A 19,261-nucleotide genomic window follows, 5' to 3' on the forward strand; every position below is an offset into this window, starting at 1 on the left:
CACTGGAGTGGCGCGCTCCGATGAATCAGCCGAGTTCCAGGCTGGTCACGCCGAACAGGCCGGCATAGTCGACGTCGGGATCCGCGCCGGTGTACATGCGCGCGGTCTCGAAGGAGGGTTTCAGGCCGATCCGTTCGGCAAGCCTCACCGCCGGCTTGTTGCGATCGGGCACGTCGATCGCGACGGCGGTCGCGCCGAGCGTCGTTGCCAGGGCTCCCACCAGCGCAGAGGCGATCTCCGGCGTTGCGCCATAGAGTGGCCCGACGCGCGAAGCTGCCGCGCAGGCGCGCATCACGGCAAAGCCCACGATCTCCCCGTCACGCAGCGCGATCATCGCGGCGCGTTCGGGCAGCGAGATCCAGGAGGCAAGGAAAGAATCCCGCGCCTCGGGAAAGAAACGGCGGTCGTAGGCGGCCAGCCGGTCGAAGCCGATGCTGCGCGCATCGACCAATGCGACACCGGCCGGCGGTTTGGGCGACGGCGGCGCCCCTTCATGGCGGATATTGTTCCAGGCGAGCCGGAAACCCGATTTCCGATAATTGCCCTGCTGCGCGACGACGCCGTCGAGCCCGACGTTGCGTCCCGCGAGCCGCGCCATGCCGGCTCGCCAGACCTGGATACCGTAACCCTTCCCGCGCACCGGCGGCCGGGCGATGTAGAAGCCCAGGAAGCCGAATCCCGCACCGTATTTCACCACGGAAATGCAGGCCTGCGGCTCGCCGTCGAGACGGCCGATCAGGAAGGCGCCGGGGTCCGTGGTGAAGAAGGCATGGGCATCGGTGTTGCCGGGATTCCAGCCTTCGTCGTTGGCCCAGGAGGCCATGCGCTGAACGTCGTCGGCGCTGCCGACCGAGATCTCGAAACTCATGGGCGCGGAGCTTACTCCGCCGCCCGTGCCGTCGCCGCGAAAAAACGGTTCTCCGGTCGCGGCAGGCCGAGATTCTCGCGGAGCGTCGTGCCCTCGTACTCGGTGCGGAAGAGACCGCGGCGCTGCAGCTCGGGCACGACCTTGTCGACGAAATCGTCGAGCCCGCCCGGCAGGTAGGGGAACATGACGTTGAAGCCGTCGCAGGCTTCGGTCACGAGCCACTCCTCCATCTGGTCGGCGATCATCGCCGGCGTGCCCAGCATGCCGAGCCCGCCATAGCCGCCGAGACGGCCGGCGATCTGGCGCACGGTCAGGTTCTCACGCTTGCCGAGTTCGATCACCCGCTCACGACCGCTCTTGCTCGCTTCGGTCTCGGGAATGTCGTCGGGCAGCGGCTTGTCGGGATCGAACTTGCGGGCGTCGACGCCCAGCGCCATCGAGACGGCGGCGATCGAGCTGTCGTAGTTCACCAGGCTGTCGAGGCGCGCGCGCTTCTCCTTCGCCTCGTCGAGCGAATCGCCGACCACCACGAAGGCGCCGGGCAGGATCTTGATGTGATCGGGATTGCGGCCGATCTTCTTCGCACGGCCCTTCACGTCGGCATAGAAGGCGCGCGCGCCGTCGATCGGGCCGCCGGCGGCGAACACCATCTCCGCCGTCTCGGCCGCGAGCTGGCGACCGGCATCGGAGGCGCCGGCCTGCACGATGACCGGCCAGCCCTGAACCGGCCGGGCGATGTTCAGCGGCCCGCGCACCTTCAGGTACTTGCCCTTGTGGTCGAGCACATGCAGGCGCGACGGATCGAAGTAGATGCCGTTCTCGACGTCGCGCACAAAGGCGTCGTCGGCCCACGAGTCCCAAAGGCCGGTCACCACATCGAAGAACTCACGCGCGCGGGCATAGCGCTCGGCATGGGGCATCTGGTCGTCCAGGCCGAAGTTCAGCGCCGCGTCGGGATTGGACGTCGTCACCAGGTTCCATCCGGCCCGGCCCTCGCTGATATGGTCGAGCGAGGCGAAGCGGCGAGCGATCGTGTAGGCCGGCTCGAAGGTGCTGGAGGCGGTGGCGATCAGGCCGAGATGCTTCGTCGCCATCGCCAGCGCCGGCAGCAGGGTCAACGGATCGAACGATGTCACCGTGGCGCTGCGCTTGAGCGCGTCCATCGGCATGTTCAGCACGGCCAGGTGATCGGCCATGAAGAAGGCGTCGAACTTGCCGCGCTCCAGCGTCTGCGCGTACTTCACCAGCGCCTTGAGATTGAAGTTGGCGTCCGGCGTGCCGCCGGGATAGCGCCACGCGGCGGTGTGGATGCTGACAGGGCGCATGAAGGCGCCGAGGCGAAGCTTCTTCTGGGTCATGCCCAGTATGTTGCGCCCGCCGGGCGGACCGGCAAGGCCCGCTCGGACGACAAGAACTAATTCGACGGAAAATTTCTGCCGGTCAGCCGCGCGGCAGTGGCATCTTCTCCCGGCGCCTGGCCTCGCGCCGACGCGTCTCGGCGATCCCCCGATGGATCGCCTCTTCCTCGGGCTTCGGCCGCCAGATGAGCTTCGTCAGCCACAGGATGGCCGGCAGCCCGAGGACGAGGGTCACGATGGCGCCGATGATCAGGATCGTCGTCATGCCCGTCTCTCGTCACACGATCGGCGGATGCTTCTTGTCCGTCCCGGCCACGCGTTCCCAGGCGCGCGCCACCTGGAAGACCGTCGCCTCGTCGAAGTAGCGGCCGACGAACTGCACCGAGACGGGCAGGCCGCCGACCGAGAGGCCGGCCATCATGGCGAGCGCCGGATGGCCGGTGACGTTGAACGGCGTGCGGGCCTGGCGTGGATAGGTGCGCTCGACCTCGGCCGTATCCTCGATTCGGCAGGCTGGGTCCATCGAGCTGGCACAGAGCAGCACGTCGACCTCGCGCAAGGCGGCTTCGACCTCGGCGATCATCTGCAGCCGGCGACGGCTCGCCAGCATGTAGTCGCCCGCGCTCATGAAGGCGCCGGCCATCAGGCGCTGACGGCCCAGCTTCCCGTAGTCGCCGGGACGCTCGCTGAGCCACGGTCCGTGAATCGACCAGGCTTCGCTCTGCAGGATCACGCGGTTCACCGCGCCGAACTCGTTGAGCGACGGCAGGGTGATGGTGCGCACCTCGGCACCCTCGACCTGCAAGCTGCGCGCGACATGCTCCAGCGCCGCCGTGACCTCGGGATTCGCGGGCGTGTCGATCTCGTGGAAGTGGCGCACGAAACCGACGCGAAGCCCGCGCAGGCTGCGTTCGAGCGCGGCGCCGTAGTGGCCCTGCGCCGCCGCGGCGCTGCCGGGATCGAGCGGATCGTGGCCGGCGATCGCTTCCAGCATCAGGGCATTGTCGGCCACCGTGCGCGTCATCGGTCCGACATGGTCGAGCGTGAAGGACAGCGGGAAGACGCCACGGCGCGAGACCAGCCCATAGGTCGGCTTCAGGCCGACAATGCCGCAGCAGCTCGCCGGGTTGCGCACGCTGCCGCCGGTGTCGGTACCCAGCGCCATGGGGAACAAGCCGGCCGCCACACCCGAGCCCGACCCGGACGAGGAGCCACCGGGATGATGGTCGGTGTTCCACGGATTGCGCGCCGGCGGCCACGGCAGGTCGAAGCTCGGGCCGCCGATGGCGAATTCATGCGTGGAAAGCTTGCCCAGCACGATGGCCCCGGCGCCGCGCAGCTTCGCGACGCAGACCGCGTCCGCCGTCGCCATGTTGTCCTGCAGGACCTTGGAATGGCAGGTCGTCGGCAGGCCCGCGACGTCGATGATGTCCTTGATGCCGACCGGCACGCCGTGCAGTGGCCCGCGCAGCCGGCCCGACTGGGCCTCGGTTTCGGCCGCCAGGGCGGCGGCCATGGCAGCGTCGCCGTCGACACGGATGAAGGCGTTGAGCCTGGAGTCGAGCCGCTCGATGCGGTCGAGCAGAGCCTTCGTGAGATCGACGGGCGAGAGTTCCTTCGCGGCGATGGCGCGCGCGGCCGCTCCCACCGTCATCCAGTGCAGGTCGCTCATAGCGTCGTCCCCGCCTTCATCGGCGGCCACGGCTCGGCCGTCGGATCGGCCGGTCGCTTGATCTTCCGCGCCACGTCCGCCGCCTGCCTGGCGGAGATGGCCACATCCTCGGGGAATTCCGCGAGCGCCTTGGCAAGGCCGGCGGAACGCGCGAGCACTTCGATCGTTTCCTTATCCACGCGATATCTCTCCTTCAGCCCTGCAGACGTCAGCACGAGTCGTGCCAGCCGTCCATAGAGGGCATGGAGAGCACGCGCGATCGGGGGGCGCTTGGCTGCAGAGCATACGACGGCAATCTTCGTTGCCGAGCTCATTTTACTGCTCTTCTTCGGACGCCTGATCGGCGAGGCGATGAATCGAATCGGCCAGCCCGCCATCTTTGGCCAGCTCCTCGCCGGGGTGCTGTTGGGCCCCTCCGTGTTCGGGCTGCTGCTGCCAGACCTGAGGGCCATCGTCTTTCCCGACACGCCGGCGCTGAAAAGCATGATCGATGCCGTGTCGCAGATCGGCATCCTGCTCCTCCTCCTGCTCACCGGCATGGAGACGAACCTGACGCTGGTGAATCAAAGGCGGCGGGCCGTGATCTCGACGTCGCTGCTTGGCATCGCGATACCATTCGCGTGCGGCGTCGGGTTGGCCTATGCGTTGCCGATCGAGTTGATTCCCTCGCCCACCGCGCGACTCGTCACCGCCCTCTTCCTCGGTACCGCCCTGTCGATCTCCTCGGTGAAGATCGTGGCCATGGTGCTGATGGAAGTAGGAGCCATCCGGCGCGATCTCGGCCAGCTCATCCTGGCGACCGCCATCCTCGACGACACGCTGGCCTGGGTGATCATCGCCGTCATCTCGGGCATCGCCGCCCACGGGACCGTGAGCCTCGCCGACATCGGCACCAGCCTCGCGCTGACCGCAATCTTCCTGGCGGCAAGCCTGACGGTCGGGCGGCGCCTGGTGGCGCGAATCATCCTGTGGTGCAACGACAACATGACCATCGAGATGCCGGTCATCAGCGCCATCCTGGTGATCCTGCTCTCGATGGCCCTGATGACCGAGCTGATCGGCGTCCACACGGCGCTGGGGGCGTTCATCGCTGGCATGCTGATCGGGCAGTCGCCGATTCTAACCGAGCATATCGAGGGCGAGCTGCGCGGCTTCATCATTGCCTTCTTCAGCCCGGTCTTCTTCGCTGTCGCCGGCCTCGGCATGGACCTGCGCACGCTGTTCGACCCGACACTGGCGCTGTTCACTCTCGCGATCATCCTGGTCGCCAGCATCGGCAAGTTCCTGGGCGCCCTTGCCGGCGGCAAACTGGGCGGACTGACGGGACTGGAGTCGCTGGCCCTGGCGACGGGCCTCAACGCCCGCGGCTCGACCGAGGTGATCATCGCCAGCATCGGCCTGTCGATGGGCGCGCTCAGCAACCAGCTCTACACGATGATCGTCGCCATGGCGGTGGTCACCACCATGATCATGCCGCCCACCCTGCGCTACATGATGGCGCGCGTGCCGTTGCGCGAAGAGGAGTCCAGGCGCCTCGAGAAGGAAGAGGCCGAGCAGCAGCAGGCCGTTCCAAAAATGGAGCGCGCCCTCGTCCTCGCGGATGACAGCGCCAACGGCCGGTGGACGACCTCACTCGCAGGCCTCTTTGCCGGCAGTCTCCGGTTGTTGACGACGATGTTGCACCATCCGCTACCGGACCGAACGACGGAGAAGCCCCTCGCGCAGGACAGACTCACCGACGCGATGCAAATCGCAGTCGACCGCGGGCTGCCCGCCGCGGCCCAGCAGACCCGTCCGGCCGAGAGACCACCGGTCGATCAGCTGCTGCAGGCACGGACCGCAACGGCTGTGGACGGGCTCGAGAAGGAACTCGCCAAGGGCTACAGCATCGCCTTCGTGGGCATCGATCGGCCGGTTTCCCCGGAGGGGCCCCGGTTCGAGGAAAGGCTCCAGAGGATGGTCGCCGCCTTCGATGGCCCCCTTGCGATTATGGTGAACGGTGAGACGGCGGACATCGCGGCCGGCCCCCTCGACATCCTGGTGCCCACCGGCGGCAGCCCCGATGCCCGCCTTGCCACCGAGGTCGCCCTAGCCCTGGCGGCGGCAAGTCACGGAAAGCTGACGGCGCTGCATGTGTTCGATCCCGGCGACGACACGTTGCTTCTGCGCGGCCGCGCGCGGCGGGCCGGCATGTCCGTGCTCGTCGGGGTCCATCGCATGGGCAAGCGCGCAGGCGTTGCGGTCCATGGACTGACCGCGACGAACCATCACCCCGAGACGGAAATACGCCGGGCCGCTGTCCGCGGACGCTACGATCTGATCGTGATCGGCACGACACTCCGGCACGGCGATGCGAAGTTCCTGAGTCCGGGCGCGCTGGCGCTCATTCAGAAGCTGCAGTGTCCCACGCTGCTGGTGATGCGCTGATCGTCGCTCACCGCGTGGGAACGGCGGCCGGCGAGGCGAGACCCGGCGGGTGCTTGTGCCAGGCGCGGCCCTCCACGATCTCCCGCACGCCGTATTCGTAGAGTGCGTTCATGTAGGCTTGGTCGAACTCGCCCTTCTTCGGCGCCTCGAAGTCGCGTCCGATATAGGCGAGGTTGTAATCGACCTTGTCGCGCTGCGAGACGAAGTAGGTCCGCAACACGTCGTTGAAGCCGCTGGCCGCCAGCATCGCCACGATCGCCCGGCCGGCGATCGTGATGGTGCGGCGCTCGGCCATCGCATAGTCCGGATCGAGACGGGCATTGCGGATGATGTAGGCGCGGCGCTCGCGCTTGACGCTCGCAATGTCGATCGACGGCGGATAGAGGAAGAGCTGGGCGATGGCGCCGCCATCGACGTGCAGCTCCTGGTATTTCTTCCCGTCGAGTTCGACGTCGATCAGCACCGGCTGGAAGAGCCCCGGAATGGCGGCGGAGGCCCGCAGTATCTTGCGGAAGAGGTCGAGCGCTCCCGGGCGCCCGCTGGCGGCGATGGCGCCGATGTTCCAGATCACCGGCCGCTGGGCGTCGAGGTCGGTCGTGCCGATCATCAGCAGCCGGCCCTTGTTGTACTCGGCGGCAATGGCATCCAGCATCTTCTGGTCGGCATACTTCGCGATTATCTCGGCGAGCGGTCCCGTATCGGCCATGGCATCGTCGAACAGGGCTGCCGTGAGGCCGCGCATGCGAAAGACCTTGTCCGGCGTCATGTTCGTGTACACGTCGCGCAGTTGCGCATCGTAGTCCGAACCCAGGAAGGCGAAGGGCGCAATAAGGGCGCCGGTGCTGACGCCGGTGACCATCTTGAACGTCGGGCGCGTGCCGACGGCAGTCCAGCCGTTCATGATGCCGGCGCCGAAGGCGCCGTTGTCACCGCCCCCGGACACGGCAAGAAAATAGGCGGGCGGGATCTGCGTCGGCAAAGCCCCCGCGGCACGCAGCGCGGCGGCTTCCCGCGCGCCGGACTTCACGCCCTCTTCAACCATCAGCCTGGCGTCGCCATCGGCGTAGAATCGCGCATTGGGAATGCCGAGCGGCTGCGCCAGATCCGTGTGGGTCCGCGGCACCGCGTCGCCGCGATCCGGAATGGAGCAGCCCGTTCCGACCAGGCACACCAAGGCCAATACAAGAAGCAAGCGAATTGCCGACATGTCCCCTCCCCCGAGGTCTCCGATCAGTCGAGTTGTAGCACCATCGCCTTGAGATAGGCGGTTTCCGGCAGGTTCGGATGAACCGGATGATCGAGTGCCGCGCCGCTGCTCAGCAGGATGCGGCCGGTCCGCTCGGCATCGCGCAGGCCGCGCCGGACCTGCTCGGCAAACAGCGGCGGATCGACGAGATGCGAGCACGAGGCCACGAAGAAGAAGCCGCCCCTGGTGACCAGGGGGGCGGCAAGCCGCACCAGCTTGCGATAGCCCTGCGCGCCGGTCTTGAGGTCCTTGCGGCTCTTCACGAAGGCCGGCGGATCGCAGATCACGACCTCGTAGCTGCGCGGCTTCTCCTTCTCCAGGGCCTCGAACACTTCACCCTTCCGGAAGGACACGATCTTGTCGACCGCGTTCAGGGCCGCCGCCTGCTGGGCCGCGTTGAGGGCGGGCTGCGAACGATCGAGGCAGACCACGGACTTCGCCCCGCGCGTCGCCGCCAGGACACCGAAGCCGCCGCTGTAGCAGTAGGCGTCGAGGACGCGGGCGTCCTTTGCGAGGCCCGCCATGAAGCGCCGGTTGTCGCGCTGATCGTAGAACCAGCCGGTCTTCTGGCCTTCCGAAAGATCGGCCACGAAACGCGCATCGTTCTCGATCAGCTCGATGCTGCCGGCCTCTCCCTTGGCCACGACCACCTCGCGCTTCAGCCCTTCGAGCTCGCGCACCGGCGAATCGTTCTTGAGGACGATCGTCGTCGGCGAGAATTCGGCCTCCAGAGCCTCCAGCAGGACCGGCGTCAGCGCGTCCATGCCGGCGGTATTGACCTGCACCACGAAGGCATCGCCGAAGCGGTCGATGATCACGCCCGGCAGGCCGTCGGCCTCGGCGTGGATCAGCCGGTAATACGGTACGCCGACCAGCCGGTCGCGCAGCGCCGCCGCCTGGGTCAGGCGACGACCGATGAACAGCGCATCGACCTGCGCTTCAGGGTTCGTGCTGAGAACGCGCGCCGCGATCAGCGAATGCGGATTGAAGGTGACCAGTGCCAGCGCCTCGCCGCCGGGCGCGCGCAGGGTCGCCAGGCTGCCGACCGGGATTGCCTTGGCGTCGGCGTCCATCAGGATCTCGTTGGAGAAGGCCCAGGGATGGCCGGCGCGGACGCGGCGATCCTCGCCGGCGCGCAGGATGACGGTGGGGAGCTTCTTCAGGGCCAAATCTATTCTCCTCGGGCGGCGCCATCGCGCCGCGGATCGGCGCCACCCTCCCACCCGTCGCCACTGCGGCGGATGGCGGTCAGGCCGCCTTCATGCCGGCGGACTTGTACTTCATGGCCCAGCGCGCGCAAGGCGGCCGCCTGGTCGGCAATCGGCGTTCCCTCCTCCAGTTCGGTCGCGCCGTTCAGGTTGATCACCCGTGGCAAGTCGACGGCGGCCTGGGCCGACAGGTCCCAGTCGAGCAACCCGATCAGGGCCTGCAGCGTGTCGCCGATGATGCGTGCGCCGCCAGCCGAGCCCAGCGCCGCCACAAGCCTGCCGTCGCGATCGAGCACGAAGGTCGGCGACATGGAGGAGCGCGGCCGCTTGCCGGGCTGCACCCGGTTGGCCACCGGCTTGCCGTCCAGTTCGGGCCGTGGCGAGAAATCGGTGAGTTCGTTGTTCAGGAGGAAGCCGCGCACCATCATGTGGGCGCCGAACGGCGCCTCGATGGTGGTGGTGAAGCTGACGGCATTGCCCCAGCGATCGACGATACTGATGTGGCTGGTGCCGCGCTCGACATAGCCCGGCGGGATGCCTGGACCGACCGGCCCCATGCTGCGGTCCGGCGACATCAGCTTGCGGCGCTCCGCGAGATAGGCGGGCGACAGAAGGCCGGCCACCGGCACGTCCACGAAGGCGGGATCGGCGACGTAGCGGTCGCGGTCGGCGAAGGCGAGCCGGCTCGCCTCGGCGATCAGATGGACGGCGCGAAGATCGTTGGGCGCATCGCGCTGGATGTCGAAGGGCTGGATCAGGCCCAGCACCTGCAGGATCGCGATACCGCCCGACGAAGGCGGCGGCATCCCGCAGACGACCCAGGCGCGATACGGCCCGCACACGGGCTCACGCTTGATCGGCTTGTAATCGGCCAGGTCGGCGGCGGAGAGCGTGCCCGGTCGGGGATGGCTGCGCACGCGGTCGATCATCTCCGCGGCGATCGGGCCTTCGTACATCACGCGCGCGCCTCGAGAGGCGATCAAGCCCATCGTGTCAGCAAGAGCAGGATTGGTGATGCTGTCGCCCAGCTTGCGCGGCGAGCCGTCGGCATTGAAGTAGGTCTCGCGGATCGCCTGCTCTTCACGCAGGGCGGGAATCCTCTGCAGCCACGCGGCGAGACGGGACGAAACTGGAAAGCCATCGCGTGCGGCGGCGATCGCCGGTCCGAACAACTCGCTCCAGGCAAGCTTGCCCTTCTCCCTGTGCGCGAGTTCAAGCATCGCCATGACGCCCGGAACGCCGACCGACATGCCCGAGACCACCGCCTCGCGATAGCCAAGCGGCTTGCCATCGGGCGCGAGGAACATCGTCGGACTGGCACCGGCCGGCGCTGTCTCGCGGCCGTCGTAAACCGTGATGGCATGGCCCGCGCCATCGTAGTGCAGCAGGAACCCGCCGCCGCCAATGCCCGAGGCTTGCGGTTCGACGACGCCCAGCACCATCTGGACGGCGATCGCCGCGTCGACAGCCGTGCCGCCGCGTCGAAGCATCTCGAGCCCCGCGTCGACCGCCAGCGGATGAGCCGCCGCCACCATCGACTGCGGTGCCGCCTGTACGGCCGGCACGCGGACGAGCGTAAGCAGCAGCAGCGCGACACCCAGCAGGCGGCTCGACTTCATGCGCGGCGCGCCACGATGAAGAGGCGGCGGAAGGGAAACAGCGTGATACCGTCGGGACGCGTCGGGTAGGCCTTGCGCAGCAGCGCCGCGTAGGTCTCGTAGAACTCGCTGCGCTCCGGCTCCTGCAGCAGCTCGAGGTAGGGCCGCAGGCCGGTCGACGACGTGTACTGGGCCACCGGATCCTTGCCGGTCAGCGGCTGCTGGTAGATCGTCTCCCAGACTTCCAGATCCGAACAGAGCGGCTTCAGCACGTCGTAGTAGCGCTCCGGTTCCTCGACTCTCACGATCGGGCGCACTTTGGTGAGCTTGTCGCGCCACGGACCGGCCTGCGCCGCTTCATTCATCGAAGCGTGCGAGGGCGCCTCGTGATTGCGCGGCATCTGGATCGCGAGCTGGCCACCCGACGGCAGCAGCTTCACGAGGTCCGGGAACATGTCGATATGGCCGTCGAGCCACTGATAGGCCGCGTTGCTGTAGAGAATGCCGGGCGGCGGGCCGGGCTTGAAGTGGGCGAGGTCGCCCTTCTCGAACGTCACGCGCGCATCGGTCGTCTGATTGCGGGCCTTCGCGAGCATCTCCTCCGACGAATCGATGCCGATGACCGGCGCCCCGGGGAAACGCTCGGCAAGAATGCGCGAGATGTTCCCCGCGCCGCAGCCGAGATCGTAGATCGCATGGCCCGGACGCGCGCCGTTCGCCGGATCGAGCCGCCCCATCAGGTCGAGCGCCGGCCGCGTGCGATGGTCGGCGAACTTCAGGTAGAGATTGGCATCCCACACCGTGGACTTCTGTTCGCTCACGTCACTTCTCCTCGAACGCCTCGTCGATCGGCACGCAATAGGCCGTCGCGATCTTGTTGCCTTTCTGCGCGGCCAGCACGACCGCCATGAACTCCCCGAACATCTCCTCGGTCATGCCCTTCTGGCGCGCCATGTAGCCATGAGAGTTGATGCAGTAGTCGCACTGGTTGGCGACGGAGACCGCGAGATAGATCAGCTCCTTGGTGAGTCCGTCGAGCGTGCCCGGCGCCATCACCGCCTTCATCTCGGCGGCGAAGCGCTCCATCGTGTCGGGGTGGCGGGCCAGCGCCTTCCAGACATTGTTGATCTTCGCGGGATCGCTGCCGCGCGCCTTTGCGATTCCCTCGACGACCGCCTTGGCCCGCGGGTTCATGTCCTCGTACTCGGTCAGCTTGGCCATGCGTGATTGCTCCAGGAATGAAAAGGGCCGGCGGTGTGCCGGCCCCATCTTGGCGTTTTCGCGCCAATTGTCAGTATCAAGCTGGCGCCAGGTTCGGCCTCAGTACATATGCTGTCCGCCGTTGATCGACAGCGTCGAACCGGTGATGAAACCGGCATCGTCGGCGACCAGGAACATCACGCCGCGGCCGATCTCCTCGGCCTTGCCGAGGCGGCCGACAGGGATCTTGGCCACGATCTTCTCCAGCACGTTGGCCGGCACCGCCGACACCATGTCGGTGTCGGTATAGCCCGGCGCGATGGCATTCACGGTGATGCCCTTCGGCGCGCCTTCCTGGGCCAGCGCCTTGGTGAAGCCGTGGATGCCCGACTTGGCGGCGGCATAGTTCACCTGCCCGTACTGGCCGCCCTGGCCGTTGATCGAGCCGATGTTGACGATGCGGCCGAAGCCGCGCGCATTCATGCCGTCCCACACTGCCTTGCTCATGTTGAAGCAGGAGCCGAGGTTGGTGTCGATGACCGCTTCCCACATGTCGCGCGTCAGGCGGCGCATCGTGGAATCGCGGGTGATGCCGGCATTGTTCACCAGGACCTCGACCGGCCCGAGATCCTTCTCGATCTGGGCGACGGCCTTCTGGCAGGCGTCGAAGTCGCAGACGTCGAACTTGTAGACGCCGATGCCGGTCTCGGCCTTGAACTTCTGCGCCGCCTCGTCGTTTCCGGCGTAGGTCGCGGCAACCTTGTATCCCTTGTCCTTCAACATCCGGGAGATGGCACCGCCGATGCCACGTGTTCCGCCCGTCACGACTGCTACCCGTCCGGCCATTTTTTTCCTCCCTCGAGATGACGCCTCTGCAGTCTAGCCGGTTATCCCCCGTCGCGGGCAAGCGTCAGATTGCCGTCACCGGCCGGTTCGAATTGAGCGACGCCGCCGGATAGAGGGCGACGGCGGCACGGCTCTAGAAGCGGCGCCATGAAACCCTTCACCGCCCTGCTCGGCGCCGCCGCCGGGACCCATGCCGCCGACCAGATGGCGCTCGCCACCCTGCCCCTGACCGCGACCCTCGTCCTGGGCGCCGGCCCGGACCTGCTCGGCCTGCTCGTCGCCGCGCAGAGTGCGGCCTGGCTGTTGGTTTCCCTGCCCGCCGGCACCTGGATCGATCGCATGCCGCGCCGCCGCATGCTGATCGTCGCGCTGGCGCTCGGCCTCACCGCCTCCATCGCCGCTGTTGCGGCGGCCGCCACCGGCCAGGTGTTCCTGCTGGGACTCGCCGCCATCGCCGGCGCCTCGGGCACCGTCGTCTATGTGCTGACGTCGGTGTCGCTGCTGCCGAGCCTGGTAGCCGCGAACGACCTGCCCCGTTCCAACGCGCGCCTCGAGCTGGCGCGCGCCGTAGTGAGCCTTGCCGCGCCATTCGTGGCCGGCTTGCTGGCGCAACACCTGTCGCCGACCTGGGGTTATGCGCTGGCCGCCCTCGGCGCGGCCCTGGCGCTGGTCTGCGTGCTGGCGCTGCCGAAGGGGACGGCGCCGACATTCGCGGCCGGCCGCCCGACCTTCGCCAGTGCCATCCGGATCGGCGCCGTCTTCGTCGTCCGCAACGAGCTGCTGCGCGGCATCAGCCTCTGCGCGATCTTCTGGAACTTCGCCTTCTTCGCCCTGCTTGCCATCTGGGCGCCCCTGGCCCTGGGACCGCTGGGCCTCGACCCGGCGCATATGGGCCTCGCCCAATCGACCTACGGCGCCGGGCTGATCCTCGGCGCGCTGGCAGCGCCGGTCAGCGCCCGCCGGCTGCCGCCGCTCGCGACCCTGATCTTCGGGCCGGCCGTATCGATCGTCGCCGCCATCCTCTTCCTGGCAACTCCTTCGGGCAGCGGCTTCGTCCTCGCGGCCGCCGGCTACTTCCTGGTGGGCTTCGGCCCGATGCTGTGGGCGATCTGCCAGACGACGGTCCGCCAGCTCGTGACGCCTTCGCCGCTGATGGGCCGGGTCAATGCCACCGTCCAGACGGCGATCTACGGCGTCCGTCCGCTGGGCGCCCTAGCCGGCGGCTTCGTGGCAGCGCAGGCCGGCCTGCACGCCGCGCTCCTGATGATCGCCCTGGCCTTCGCGCTTTCGACCCTCGTCATCGTTCTGTCACCACTGGCCCGGATGCGCGTCCTGCCGCAGCCCGCGGCAAGCGACGCACAGGCTTGACCCGCAGGCCGGTCCGTCGGACTTTGCCGCCGGAGGTCGTTGCATGATGAAGTTTCTGGGCGCCGCGTTGCTGGCGCTTTCCCTGTCCGCCTGCCAGAACTCGCAGTCGCCTTGGTACAAGGCCTATGGCACCACGTCTTTCCCGGTTGCCAAGGAAGGCATGGCGGCACTCTACATCGTGCGCGACACAGCCCCGCCGGATGCGCCGGGCATCCTCATCTCCATGAGCCGCAATCCCGTCGGCGGACTGACGGGGTCGACCTGGATGCGTCTCGACCTGCCGCCCAATCCCTACGACCTGCGTGCCTTCGGCAGCAGCGAGAGCACCGAGGTGGTCGTTACCGTCGTGGCGGGCGAGACGCGCTTCCTGCTGGCGCAGCCCAAGGGAACCAACGACGCCGAACTCACCTGGCTGTCGCAGGAGGACGGCCGCCGCCTCGTCCGAGCCGGCACGCAGGTCGGCACCTACTACAATCCCTGAACGAAAAACGCCCGAAGGATCGCTCCTCCGGGCGTTCAACTCTGAAGCGTCGACTTGAGATCAGTCGCGCTGGACGCACATGGCGATGCCCATGCCGCCGCCGATGCACAGGGTGGCGAGACCCTTCTTGGCGTCGCGCTTCTGCATTTCATAGAGCAGCGTCGTCAGCACGCGCGCGCCCGAGGCGCCGATCGGATGGCCGAGCGCGATCGCGCCGCCGTTGACGTTGAGCTTCCCGGCATCGAGGCCGAGTTCCTTGCCGACGGCGACCGCCTGGGCGGCGAAGGCCTCGTTGGCCTCGACCAGGTCGAGATCCTTGACCGTCCAGCCGGCCTTCTTCAGCGCGGCCTGCGAGGCGGTGACCGGACCGATGCCCATGATCGATGGATCGACACCGGTGGTCGCCCACGAGACGATCTTCGCGAGCGGGGTGATGCCGCGCTTCTTGGCCTCGTCGGCGCTCATCAGCACCAGCGCCGCAGCGCCGTCGTTGATGCCCGACGCGTTGCCCGCAGTGACAGAGCCGCCTTCCTTGGTGAAGGCCGGACGCAGCTTGCCCAGCGCCTCGACCGTCGTGCCGTGACGCGGGAACTCGTCGGTATCGACGACGACGTCGCCCTTGCGGGTCTTGATCGTCACCGGAACGATCTCGTCCTTGAAGCGACCGGACTTCTGCGCCGCCTCGGCCTTGTTCTGCGACGAGGCCGCGAAGGCATCCTGCTCGGCGCGGGTGATCTGGTACTTCTGCGCCACGTTCTCGGCGGTGTTGCCCATGTGATAGCCGTGGAACGCATCCCACAGGCCGTCCTTCAGCATGGTGTCGACCATCTTGAGCTCGCCCATCTTGGTGCCGTCGCGCAGATGCGCGGCATGCGGCGCCTGGCTCATGCTCTCCTGGCCGCCGACCACCATGATGCTGGCATCGCCATTGCGGATCGCCTGCCAGCCGAAGGCAACGGCGCGCAGGCCGGAGCCGCAGAGCTGATTGATGCCGAGCGCGGTCTTCTCGACCGGGATGCCCGAGTTGACGGCCGCCTGGCGCGCCGGGTTCTGGCCCTGACCGCCGGTCAGGATCTGGCCCATGATGACTTCGTCGACTTCCTCGGGCTTCACCTTGGCACGCTCGAGCGCACCCTTGATGGCGACCTTGCCGAGATCGTGTGCCGGCACGGCGCCGAATGCGCCGTTGAACGAGCCGATTGGCGTGCGCGCTGCGCTCGCGATAACGATGTCCGTCATGAAATCCTCCTTGGCAGGCCGCCCTTGCCGATATTTATAGGCCTGCCGCGCGGCGGGGCAAGGACCGCCGCGCCTCCGGGACCAACGCCTTCATTCCGAACAGCGGCCTGATCCAGCGCCACGGGCGCACCAGACCTGCGTAAATCAACCATGTTCCGGCGAAAGTCGCCACGACCGCCGCGACGAAGCCCAGGAGAGGCGGCGCGCCGATCTGCAGCAGTCCCCAGACGGCGATCACCGTTACAGTCTGATGAATGAGGTAGAAGGGATAGACCGCCTCCGTCGCTTCCGAGAGGAAGGCCGGCCGCCGGACAAGATACCGGCGCGCGAACCCGATGATGGCGAACAACCACGCCATGACGTTGACCGCCGACAGGAGCGCGAAGACCGGCCGGGCCTCGGGCGGGATGGTCGGCCGGACGGTGCCCGCGAAGAAGCCGACATAGAGGATCGCATAGGCGATGAGTCCGACGGCCAGCGACAGGAGACGCTGGCGCTGCAATGCCTCCAACAGGTCGGGGGATCCAAAGATGAAGGCGCCGTAAAGCAGCAGCGCGCCGTAGGAGACGAGCCCGTGCCAGTCGCCGATCAGCCCGTTGATGTTCCAGGAGATCGGCGCGAGCCAGAGGGTCGAGGCGGCGAGAGGCAGGACCATCAGCCACTGCAGACCGAAGCGGGCGGCGGATCGGCCGGCCGTGCCGACGGCCGCCTGTCCCGCCGCCGACCGCGCCCACAGGAAGACCGGCAGCAGCACCAGGGTCAGCACGAGGACGTAGGCTACGAACCAGAGGTGGTGCCAGCTCAGGTTGCCCTTCGGGTAGACCCCGTCGAAGGCGTGCGGCAGCCATTGCAGGAACGAGCCGGTGAACTGCCCGCTGTAGAGCCGTTCCAGATAGACCTGCGGCGGCACGATCACGGCCATGCCGAAGGCCAGCGGCAGCAGCAGACGCTTCAGCCGGTCGCGGACGAAGGCTCCCGGTGTGCGGTTGCCCAGCGCCAGCATGACGGCCGCACCCGAGACCACGAAGATCAGCGGCATGCGCCAGCGGTTCAGGAAGCGCATGGCCTCGCGCAGCCCTTCGAGACTGTCCGGGCTGGTGACGTGCCAGGTCCAGCCCGACCAGGCCATCCCGGCGTGATAGAAAATCAGCAGGCCGAAGGCGAGGACCCGGAGCCAGTCGAGATCGGCACGACGGGTGGCAAAGGCGGCAGGTTGCATCGCGAGGCTCCCAAGGGGGCGGTTGCCACGACCTACTCTTCAACCCCGTGATTCGGTGTCGTTTTGTGACGACCGGCGCGTCCAATGGGACGACCGGCGAGAGTCGCGGGACGTTCGGTCAGGCCCTGACCGGCGCCAGCGCCTCGAAGCGCTGGCGATAGCGCCGGCTCAGGTTCACCTCGGCCCCGCTCTGAAGGCGGATACGCCAGTCGCCGCTCACCCACGGCGTCACCTCGACGACCCGGGCGATGTTGACCAGATGCGATTTGTGCACCCTCACGAACCGTTTCGGATCGAGCTCGCCTTCCAGCTTCGTGAGCGAGGAGCGGATTTCGAAGGTCTCGTCGCCGACATGCAGCACGGCGTAGTTTCCCGAAGCTTCGATCCAGTCGATGTCGGCGACCTCGACCATGATCTCCCGGCCCTTGCGGCGGACGGCAAAACGCTCGGGCCGCGGTCCCGCCGGCGGCCGCTCGGGCTCGGCGACGGAGTTCGCGGCGACGGGCAGAGCCGGTCGCGAAAGGTAATGGCGCAATGCCACCGTACCGGCGCTCAGCAGGGCGTAGGCGATGATGTCCTTGGCGAACTCGTAGAGCAGCCGGTCGAGGGTGAGCGGAAAGCTGTGCGGCTCCCCCACGATGCCGCCGAACCACAGCAGCCTGAGCGCCGCCATGCCAAATGTATGGGCGATGCTGAACGGCACCACCGCCGCGACATGGATCGCGAGGTTCCGCGGCCCGCCGGCGATCGGCCAGCGCCGGTGCAGCCAGTAGATCGCAGGCAGCAGGGCCGCGACCACCAGGTGGCTGGAAACCTGGATCGCCAGGGCGGCGCCGTACGTCATCGGAATGCCGCGCGCTGCCTCGTTCGCCAACTCGACATGGGTATGCGCGAAGACGGAGACCGTCAGCAATGCCGCCCAGATCGCCGGCACGCGCCTGTCGAAGGACCTAGCCGGTGACGACACGGGATCGCCGGACGGGAAGAGCGGAGATCCACTCGATCAGCGGCGTCCAGCAGAGCTCGCGGGCGCGGCTGCTCACCACCATGCCGATATGGCCGAGCGGCAGGTCGATCCGCCTGGTATTCTTCAGGCCCTTCTTCGGGTCCGCGAGCGCGGCGGCCGACAGCGGCGGCACGATGCGGTCGCCCGAGGGGATCATGACCAACGACGGCACCTTGATCTTCGCGGGCACGACCCGACGCCCGCCGATGACCCATTTGTTAGTGCCCGGCGTGTTGTTGCCGTACCAGTCTATGAGGCATTCGCGCGCCATCGGCCCGGCGAGCGGCGCACCGCCATTCAGCCAGTCCTCGAGCAGGACGAATTCCTTCGCATGTTCGCCCTTCGGATCCATGCCGATGAAGCGGCCGAACTTCTTCACCGCGAGCCAGGGATCGAGCGACCAGAACAGGGTCTGCAGGATATCGACCGGCAGCTCGCCCACCTTGTCGGCGACCTCGGCGAGCAACGGCCCCGTCGACAGCAGGAAAGCGTGGCCGGTGCGGTCGGCATGGAAATCCCAGGGTGCCGCCATCAGCGCGAGGCCCGCGACGCGACGCGGCCTGCGCGCCGCCAGGGCTACGGCGAGCGTGCCGCCCATGCAGTAGCCGAGGACCGCCGGCGCCCGGCGCGCGCGCTTCGCGACGAACGCGAGCGCCCGTTCGAGGCGTGCCACATAGGCGGTCGTGTCGAAACCGCGCTCCTCCGCATTGGGCGCGCCCCAATCGACGAGATAGGGCCGCAGCCCCGCCGCCGCCATGGCGCGCAACAGGCTCTTCTCTTCCGTGAGATCGAGCACTTCCCAGCGGTTGATCAGCGACGGCACGACAAAAACCGCGCGCGTACCGCGCTTGCGCGCCGCACGATTCGTGGCGCCGTAGTCCAGCAGCCGCGTATTGCCTTCGCGCCAGACGGAAGGCGGATCGATCAGGGTGCGCTGGACGTCATTGCGCTGATAGGCCAGCACGCCGTCCGCCAGCCGGCCCTGGCGCCGGCGGATCTCGCGCTGCAATGCTTGTTCGAACTGGCCGGCGCCGGCTCTGGCCTCGAGTGAGGCGATCTCGGGCAGCAGGGCCGCGAGCGATTCAGGAGCTTCGGCTGCGGGATTCGAGTTCGGCGAGCCTTGCTTCAAGAGCCTCCACGCGCTTTCGGAGCTCGCCCACGTCATCAGCGCCGTTCCCAGATGGAGCGGCAGCGGACGGGGACCTAGACGTACCTGCATGGGACGCTCCTTGGGCAACCTGCAATGCCGAGGCGACCTGGGCATTCGCGGCCGCGAACAGGCGGGCGATCTGCTCAGTCACCGCCTGATCCGAGGCGAGCCCGGACAGCTGGGCCTGCCACAGATCGAGGTAGCGCCGGGCCAGCCTGTCGAATTCGGCGCTGGAATCGATTGTACCGGCCGTGTTGTCGTCGTTTCCGGAGACCATGTCCGCACTATAACGCATAGCCGCGCCAACGCTGCCTCCATCGCGGAAGGTTGCCTTGTCGCATTGCGGCATCGGCGCTAAGGTGGCCGCCCCTGAGT

General features: G+C 67.7%; 19 protein-coding genes. 3 read left to right on the plus strand and 16 right to left on the minus strand.

Annotated features, from left to right (window positions below):
- Positions 1-25: 25 nt before the first annotated feature.
- From EPO41_RS07960 to EPO41_RS07980, 5 genes are all read right to left on the minus strand, one after another.
- Positions 26-868, minus strand: coding sequence for a GNAT family N-acetyltransferase (locus EPO41_RS07960; protein ID WP_296322914.1), 843 nt, complete (start codon positions 866-868; stop codon positions 26-28).
- 11 nt (positions 869-879) lie between these two features.
- Positions 880-2,226: an LLM class flavin-dependent oxidoreductase gene (locus EPO41_RS07965; protein ID WP_296322918.1), complete on the minus strand. Its 1,347-nt coding sequence runs from the start codon at positions 2,224-2,226 to the stop codon at positions 880-882.
- 82 nt (positions 2,227-2,308) lie between these two features.
- Positions 2,309-2,491 carry a hypothetical protein gene (locus tag EPO41_RS07970; RefSeq protein ID WP_296322921.1) on the minus strand — a complete coding sequence of 61 codons (183 nt, stop codon included), beginning with the start codon at positions 2,489-2,491 and terminating at the stop codon, positions 2,309-2,311.
- Positions 2,492-2,503: 12 nt separating this feature from the next.
- Positions 2,504-3,898: an amidase gene (locus EPO41_RS07975; RefSeq protein ID WP_296322924.1), complete on the minus strand. Its 1,395-nt coding sequence runs from the start codon at positions 3,896-3,898 to the stop codon at positions 2,504-2,506.
- Positions 3,895-4,077 (minus strand): hypothetical protein, encoded by a 183-nt coding sequence (locus EPO41_RS07980; protein WP_296322926.1) that lies wholly within the window; start codon positions 4,075-4,077, stop codon positions 3,895-3,897. The genes EPO41_RS07975 and EPO41_RS07980 overlap by 4 nt, the downstream gene beginning before the upstream one ends.
- A gap of 91 nt (positions 4,078-4,168) precedes the next feature.
- Here EPO41_RS07980 and EPO41_RS07985 point away from each other — a divergent pair, with 91 nt between their 5' ends.
- Entirely contained in the window at positions 4,169-6,325 is a 2,157-nt protein-coding gene (locus EPO41_RS07985; RefSeq protein WP_296322929.1) for a cation:proton antiporter, read from the plus strand.
- 7 nt (positions 6,326-6,332) lie between these two features.
- On the opposite strand, the gene EPO41_RS07990 is transcribed toward EPO41_RS07985, so the two are convergent.
- From EPO41_RS07990 to phbB, 6 genes are all read right to left on the minus strand, one after another.
- Positions 6,333-7,532 carry a patatin-like phospholipase family protein gene (locus tag EPO41_RS07990; protein ID WP_296322931.1) on the minus strand — a complete coding sequence of 400 codons (1,200 nt, stop codon included), beginning with the start codon at positions 7,530-7,532 and terminating at the stop codon, positions 6,333-6,335.
- A 23-nt stretch (positions 7,533-7,555) separates the two neighbouring features.
- Positions 7,556-8,740: a class I SAM-dependent rRNA methyltransferase gene (locus EPO41_RS07995; RefSeq protein ID WP_296322935.1), complete on the minus strand. Its 1,185-nt coding sequence runs from the start codon at positions 8,738-8,740 to the stop codon at positions 7,556-7,558.
- Positions 8,741-8,742: 2 nt separating this feature from the next.
- A complete protein-coding gene (ggt, locus tag EPO41_RS08000) occupies positions 8,743-10,398 on the minus strand; it encodes a gamma-glutamyltransferase (protein WP_296322938.1) in 1,656 nt (551 codons plus the stop codon).
- On the minus strand, positions 10,395-11,198 hold the full coding sequence (locus EPO41_RS08005; protein WP_296322941.1) for a methyltransferase domain-containing protein: 804 nt from the start codon (positions 11,196-11,198) through the stop codon (positions 10,395-10,397). Before EPO41_RS08005 ends, ggt begins: the two co-directional genes overlap by 4 nt.
- Before the next feature lies 1 nt (position 11,199).
- The gene (locus EPO41_RS08010) at positions 11,200-11,598 is read right to left on the minus strand and encodes a carboxymuconolactone decarboxylase family protein (protein WP_296322943.1); all 399 of its coding nucleotides are present in this window, start codon (positions 11,596-11,598) and stop codon (positions 11,200-11,202) included.
- 99 nt (positions 11,599-11,697) lie between these two features.
- A complete protein-coding gene (phbB, locus tag EPO41_RS08015) occupies positions 11,698-12,423 on the minus strand; it encodes an acetoacetyl-CoA reductase (RefSeq protein WP_296322947.1) in 726 nt (241 codons plus the stop codon).
- Between the two features lie 147 nt (positions 12,424-12,570).
- Here phbB and EPO41_RS08020 point away from each other — a divergent pair, with 147 nt between their 5' ends.
- Together EPO41_RS08020 and EPO41_RS08025 are read left to right on the plus strand one after the other, a co-directional pair.
- Positions 12,571-13,791 (plus strand): MFS transporter, encoded by a 1,221-nt coding sequence (locus EPO41_RS08020; protein ID WP_296322949.1) that lies wholly within the window; start codon positions 12,571-12,573, stop codon positions 13,789-13,791.
- Positions 13,792-13,834: 43 nt separating this feature from the next.
- Positions 13,835-14,272, plus strand: a complete 438-nt coding sequence (locus EPO41_RS08025; protein ID WP_296322952.1) for a hypothetical protein — start codon at positions 13,835-13,837, stop codon at positions 14,270-14,272.
- A gap of 60 nt (positions 14,273-14,332) precedes the next feature.
- Here the strand turns inward: EPO41_RS08025 and EPO41_RS08030 are convergent, their stop codons facing one another.
- From EPO41_RS08030 to EPO41_RS08050, 5 genes are all read right to left on the minus strand, one after another.
- Complete coding sequence (locus EPO41_RS08030) at positions 14,333-15,511, minus strand: acetyl-CoA C-acetyltransferase (protein ID WP_296322955.1); 1,179 nt, start codon at positions 15,509-15,511, stop codon at positions 14,333-14,335.
- A 34-nt stretch (positions 15,512-15,545) separates the two neighbouring features.
- Complete coding sequence (locus EPO41_RS08035) at positions 15,546-16,730, minus strand: acyltransferase family protein (protein WP_296322959.1); 1,185 nt, start codon at positions 16,728-16,730, stop codon at positions 15,546-15,548.
- 118 nt (positions 16,731-16,848) lie between these two features.
- Complete coding sequence (locus EPO41_RS08040; RefSeq protein WP_296322964.1) at positions 16,849-17,697, minus strand: LytTR family DNA-binding domain-containing protein; 849 nt, start codon at positions 17,695-17,697, stop codon at positions 16,849-16,851.
- Positions 17,681-18,865 (minus strand): alpha/beta fold hydrolase, encoded by a 1,185-nt coding sequence (locus tag EPO41_RS08045; RefSeq protein ID WP_296322967.1) that lies wholly within the window; start codon positions 18,863-18,865, stop codon positions 17,681-17,683. Before EPO41_RS08045 ends, EPO41_RS08040 begins: the two co-directional genes overlap by 17 nt.
- Positions 18,819-19,163 (minus strand): hypothetical protein, encoded by a 345-nt coding sequence (locus tag EPO41_RS08050; protein WP_296322970.1) that lies wholly within the window; start codon positions 19,161-19,163, stop codon positions 18,819-18,821. The genes EPO41_RS08045 and EPO41_RS08050 overlap by 47 nt, the downstream gene beginning before the upstream one ends.
- Between the last annotated feature and the right edge of the window lie 98 nt (positions 19,164-19,261).

The sequence above is a fragment of the Reyranella sp. genome (assembly GCF_004297265.1).
In the GTDB taxonomy this organism is placed as follows: Bacteria; Pseudomonadota; Alphaproteobacteria; order Reyranellales; family Reyranellaceae; genus Reyranella.

Excerpts from the sequence above, each read along its gene's own strand:
- EPO41_RS08030 (WP_296322955.1), bottom strand. The coding sequence starts at position 15,511 with ATGACGGACATCGTTATCGCGAGCGCAGCGCGCACGCCAATCGGCTCG.
- ggt (WP_296322938.1), bottom strand. The coding sequence starts at position 10,398 with ATGAAGTCGAGCCGCCTGCTGGGTGTCGCGCTGCTGCTGCTTACGCTC.
- EPO41_RS07970 (WP_296322921.1), bottom strand. The coding sequence starts at position 2,491 with ATGACGACGATCCTGATCATCGGCGCCATCGTGACCCTCGTCCTCGGG.
- EPO41_RS07975 (WP_296322924.1), bottom strand. The coding sequence starts at position 3,898 with ATGAGCGACCTGCACTGGATGACGGTGGGAGCGGCCGCGCGCGCCATC.
- EPO41_RS07965 (WP_296322918.1), bottom strand. The coding sequence starts at position 2,226 with ATGACCCAGAAGAAGCTTCGCCTCGGCGCCTTCATGCGCCCTGTCAGC.
- EPO41_RS07960 (WP_296322914.1), bottom strand. The coding sequence starts at position 868 with ATGAGTTTCGAGATCTCGGTCGGCAGCGCCGACGACGTTCAGCGCATG.
- EPO41_RS08050 (WP_296322970.1), bottom strand. The coding sequence starts at position 19,163 with ATGGTCTCCGGAAACGACGACAACACGGCCGGTACAATCGATTCCAGC.
- EPO41_RS08035 (WP_296322959.1), bottom strand. The coding sequence starts at position 16,730 with ATGCAACCTGCCGCCTTTGCCACCCGTCGTGCCGATCTCGACTGGCTC.
- EPO41_RS07990 (WP_296322931.1), bottom strand. The coding sequence starts at position 7,532 with ATGTCGGCAATTCGCTTGCTTCTTGTATTGGCCTTGGTGTGCCTGGTC.
- EPO41_RS08025 (WP_296322952.1), top strand. The coding sequence starts at position 13,835 with ATGATGAAGTTTCTGGGCGCCGCGTTGCTGGCGCTTTCCCTGTCCGCC.
- EPO41_RS08020 (WP_296322949.1), top strand. The coding sequence starts at position 12,571 with ATGAAACCCTTCACCGCCCTGCTCGGCGCCGCCGCCGGGACCCATGCC.
- phbB (WP_296322947.1), bottom strand. The coding sequence starts at position 12,423 with ATGGCCGGACGGGTAGCAGTCGTGACGGGCGGAACACGTGGCATCGGC.
- EPO41_RS08010 (WP_296322943.1), bottom strand. The coding sequence starts at position 11,598 with ATGGCCAAGCTGACCGAGTACGAGGACATGAACCCGCGGGCCAAGGCG.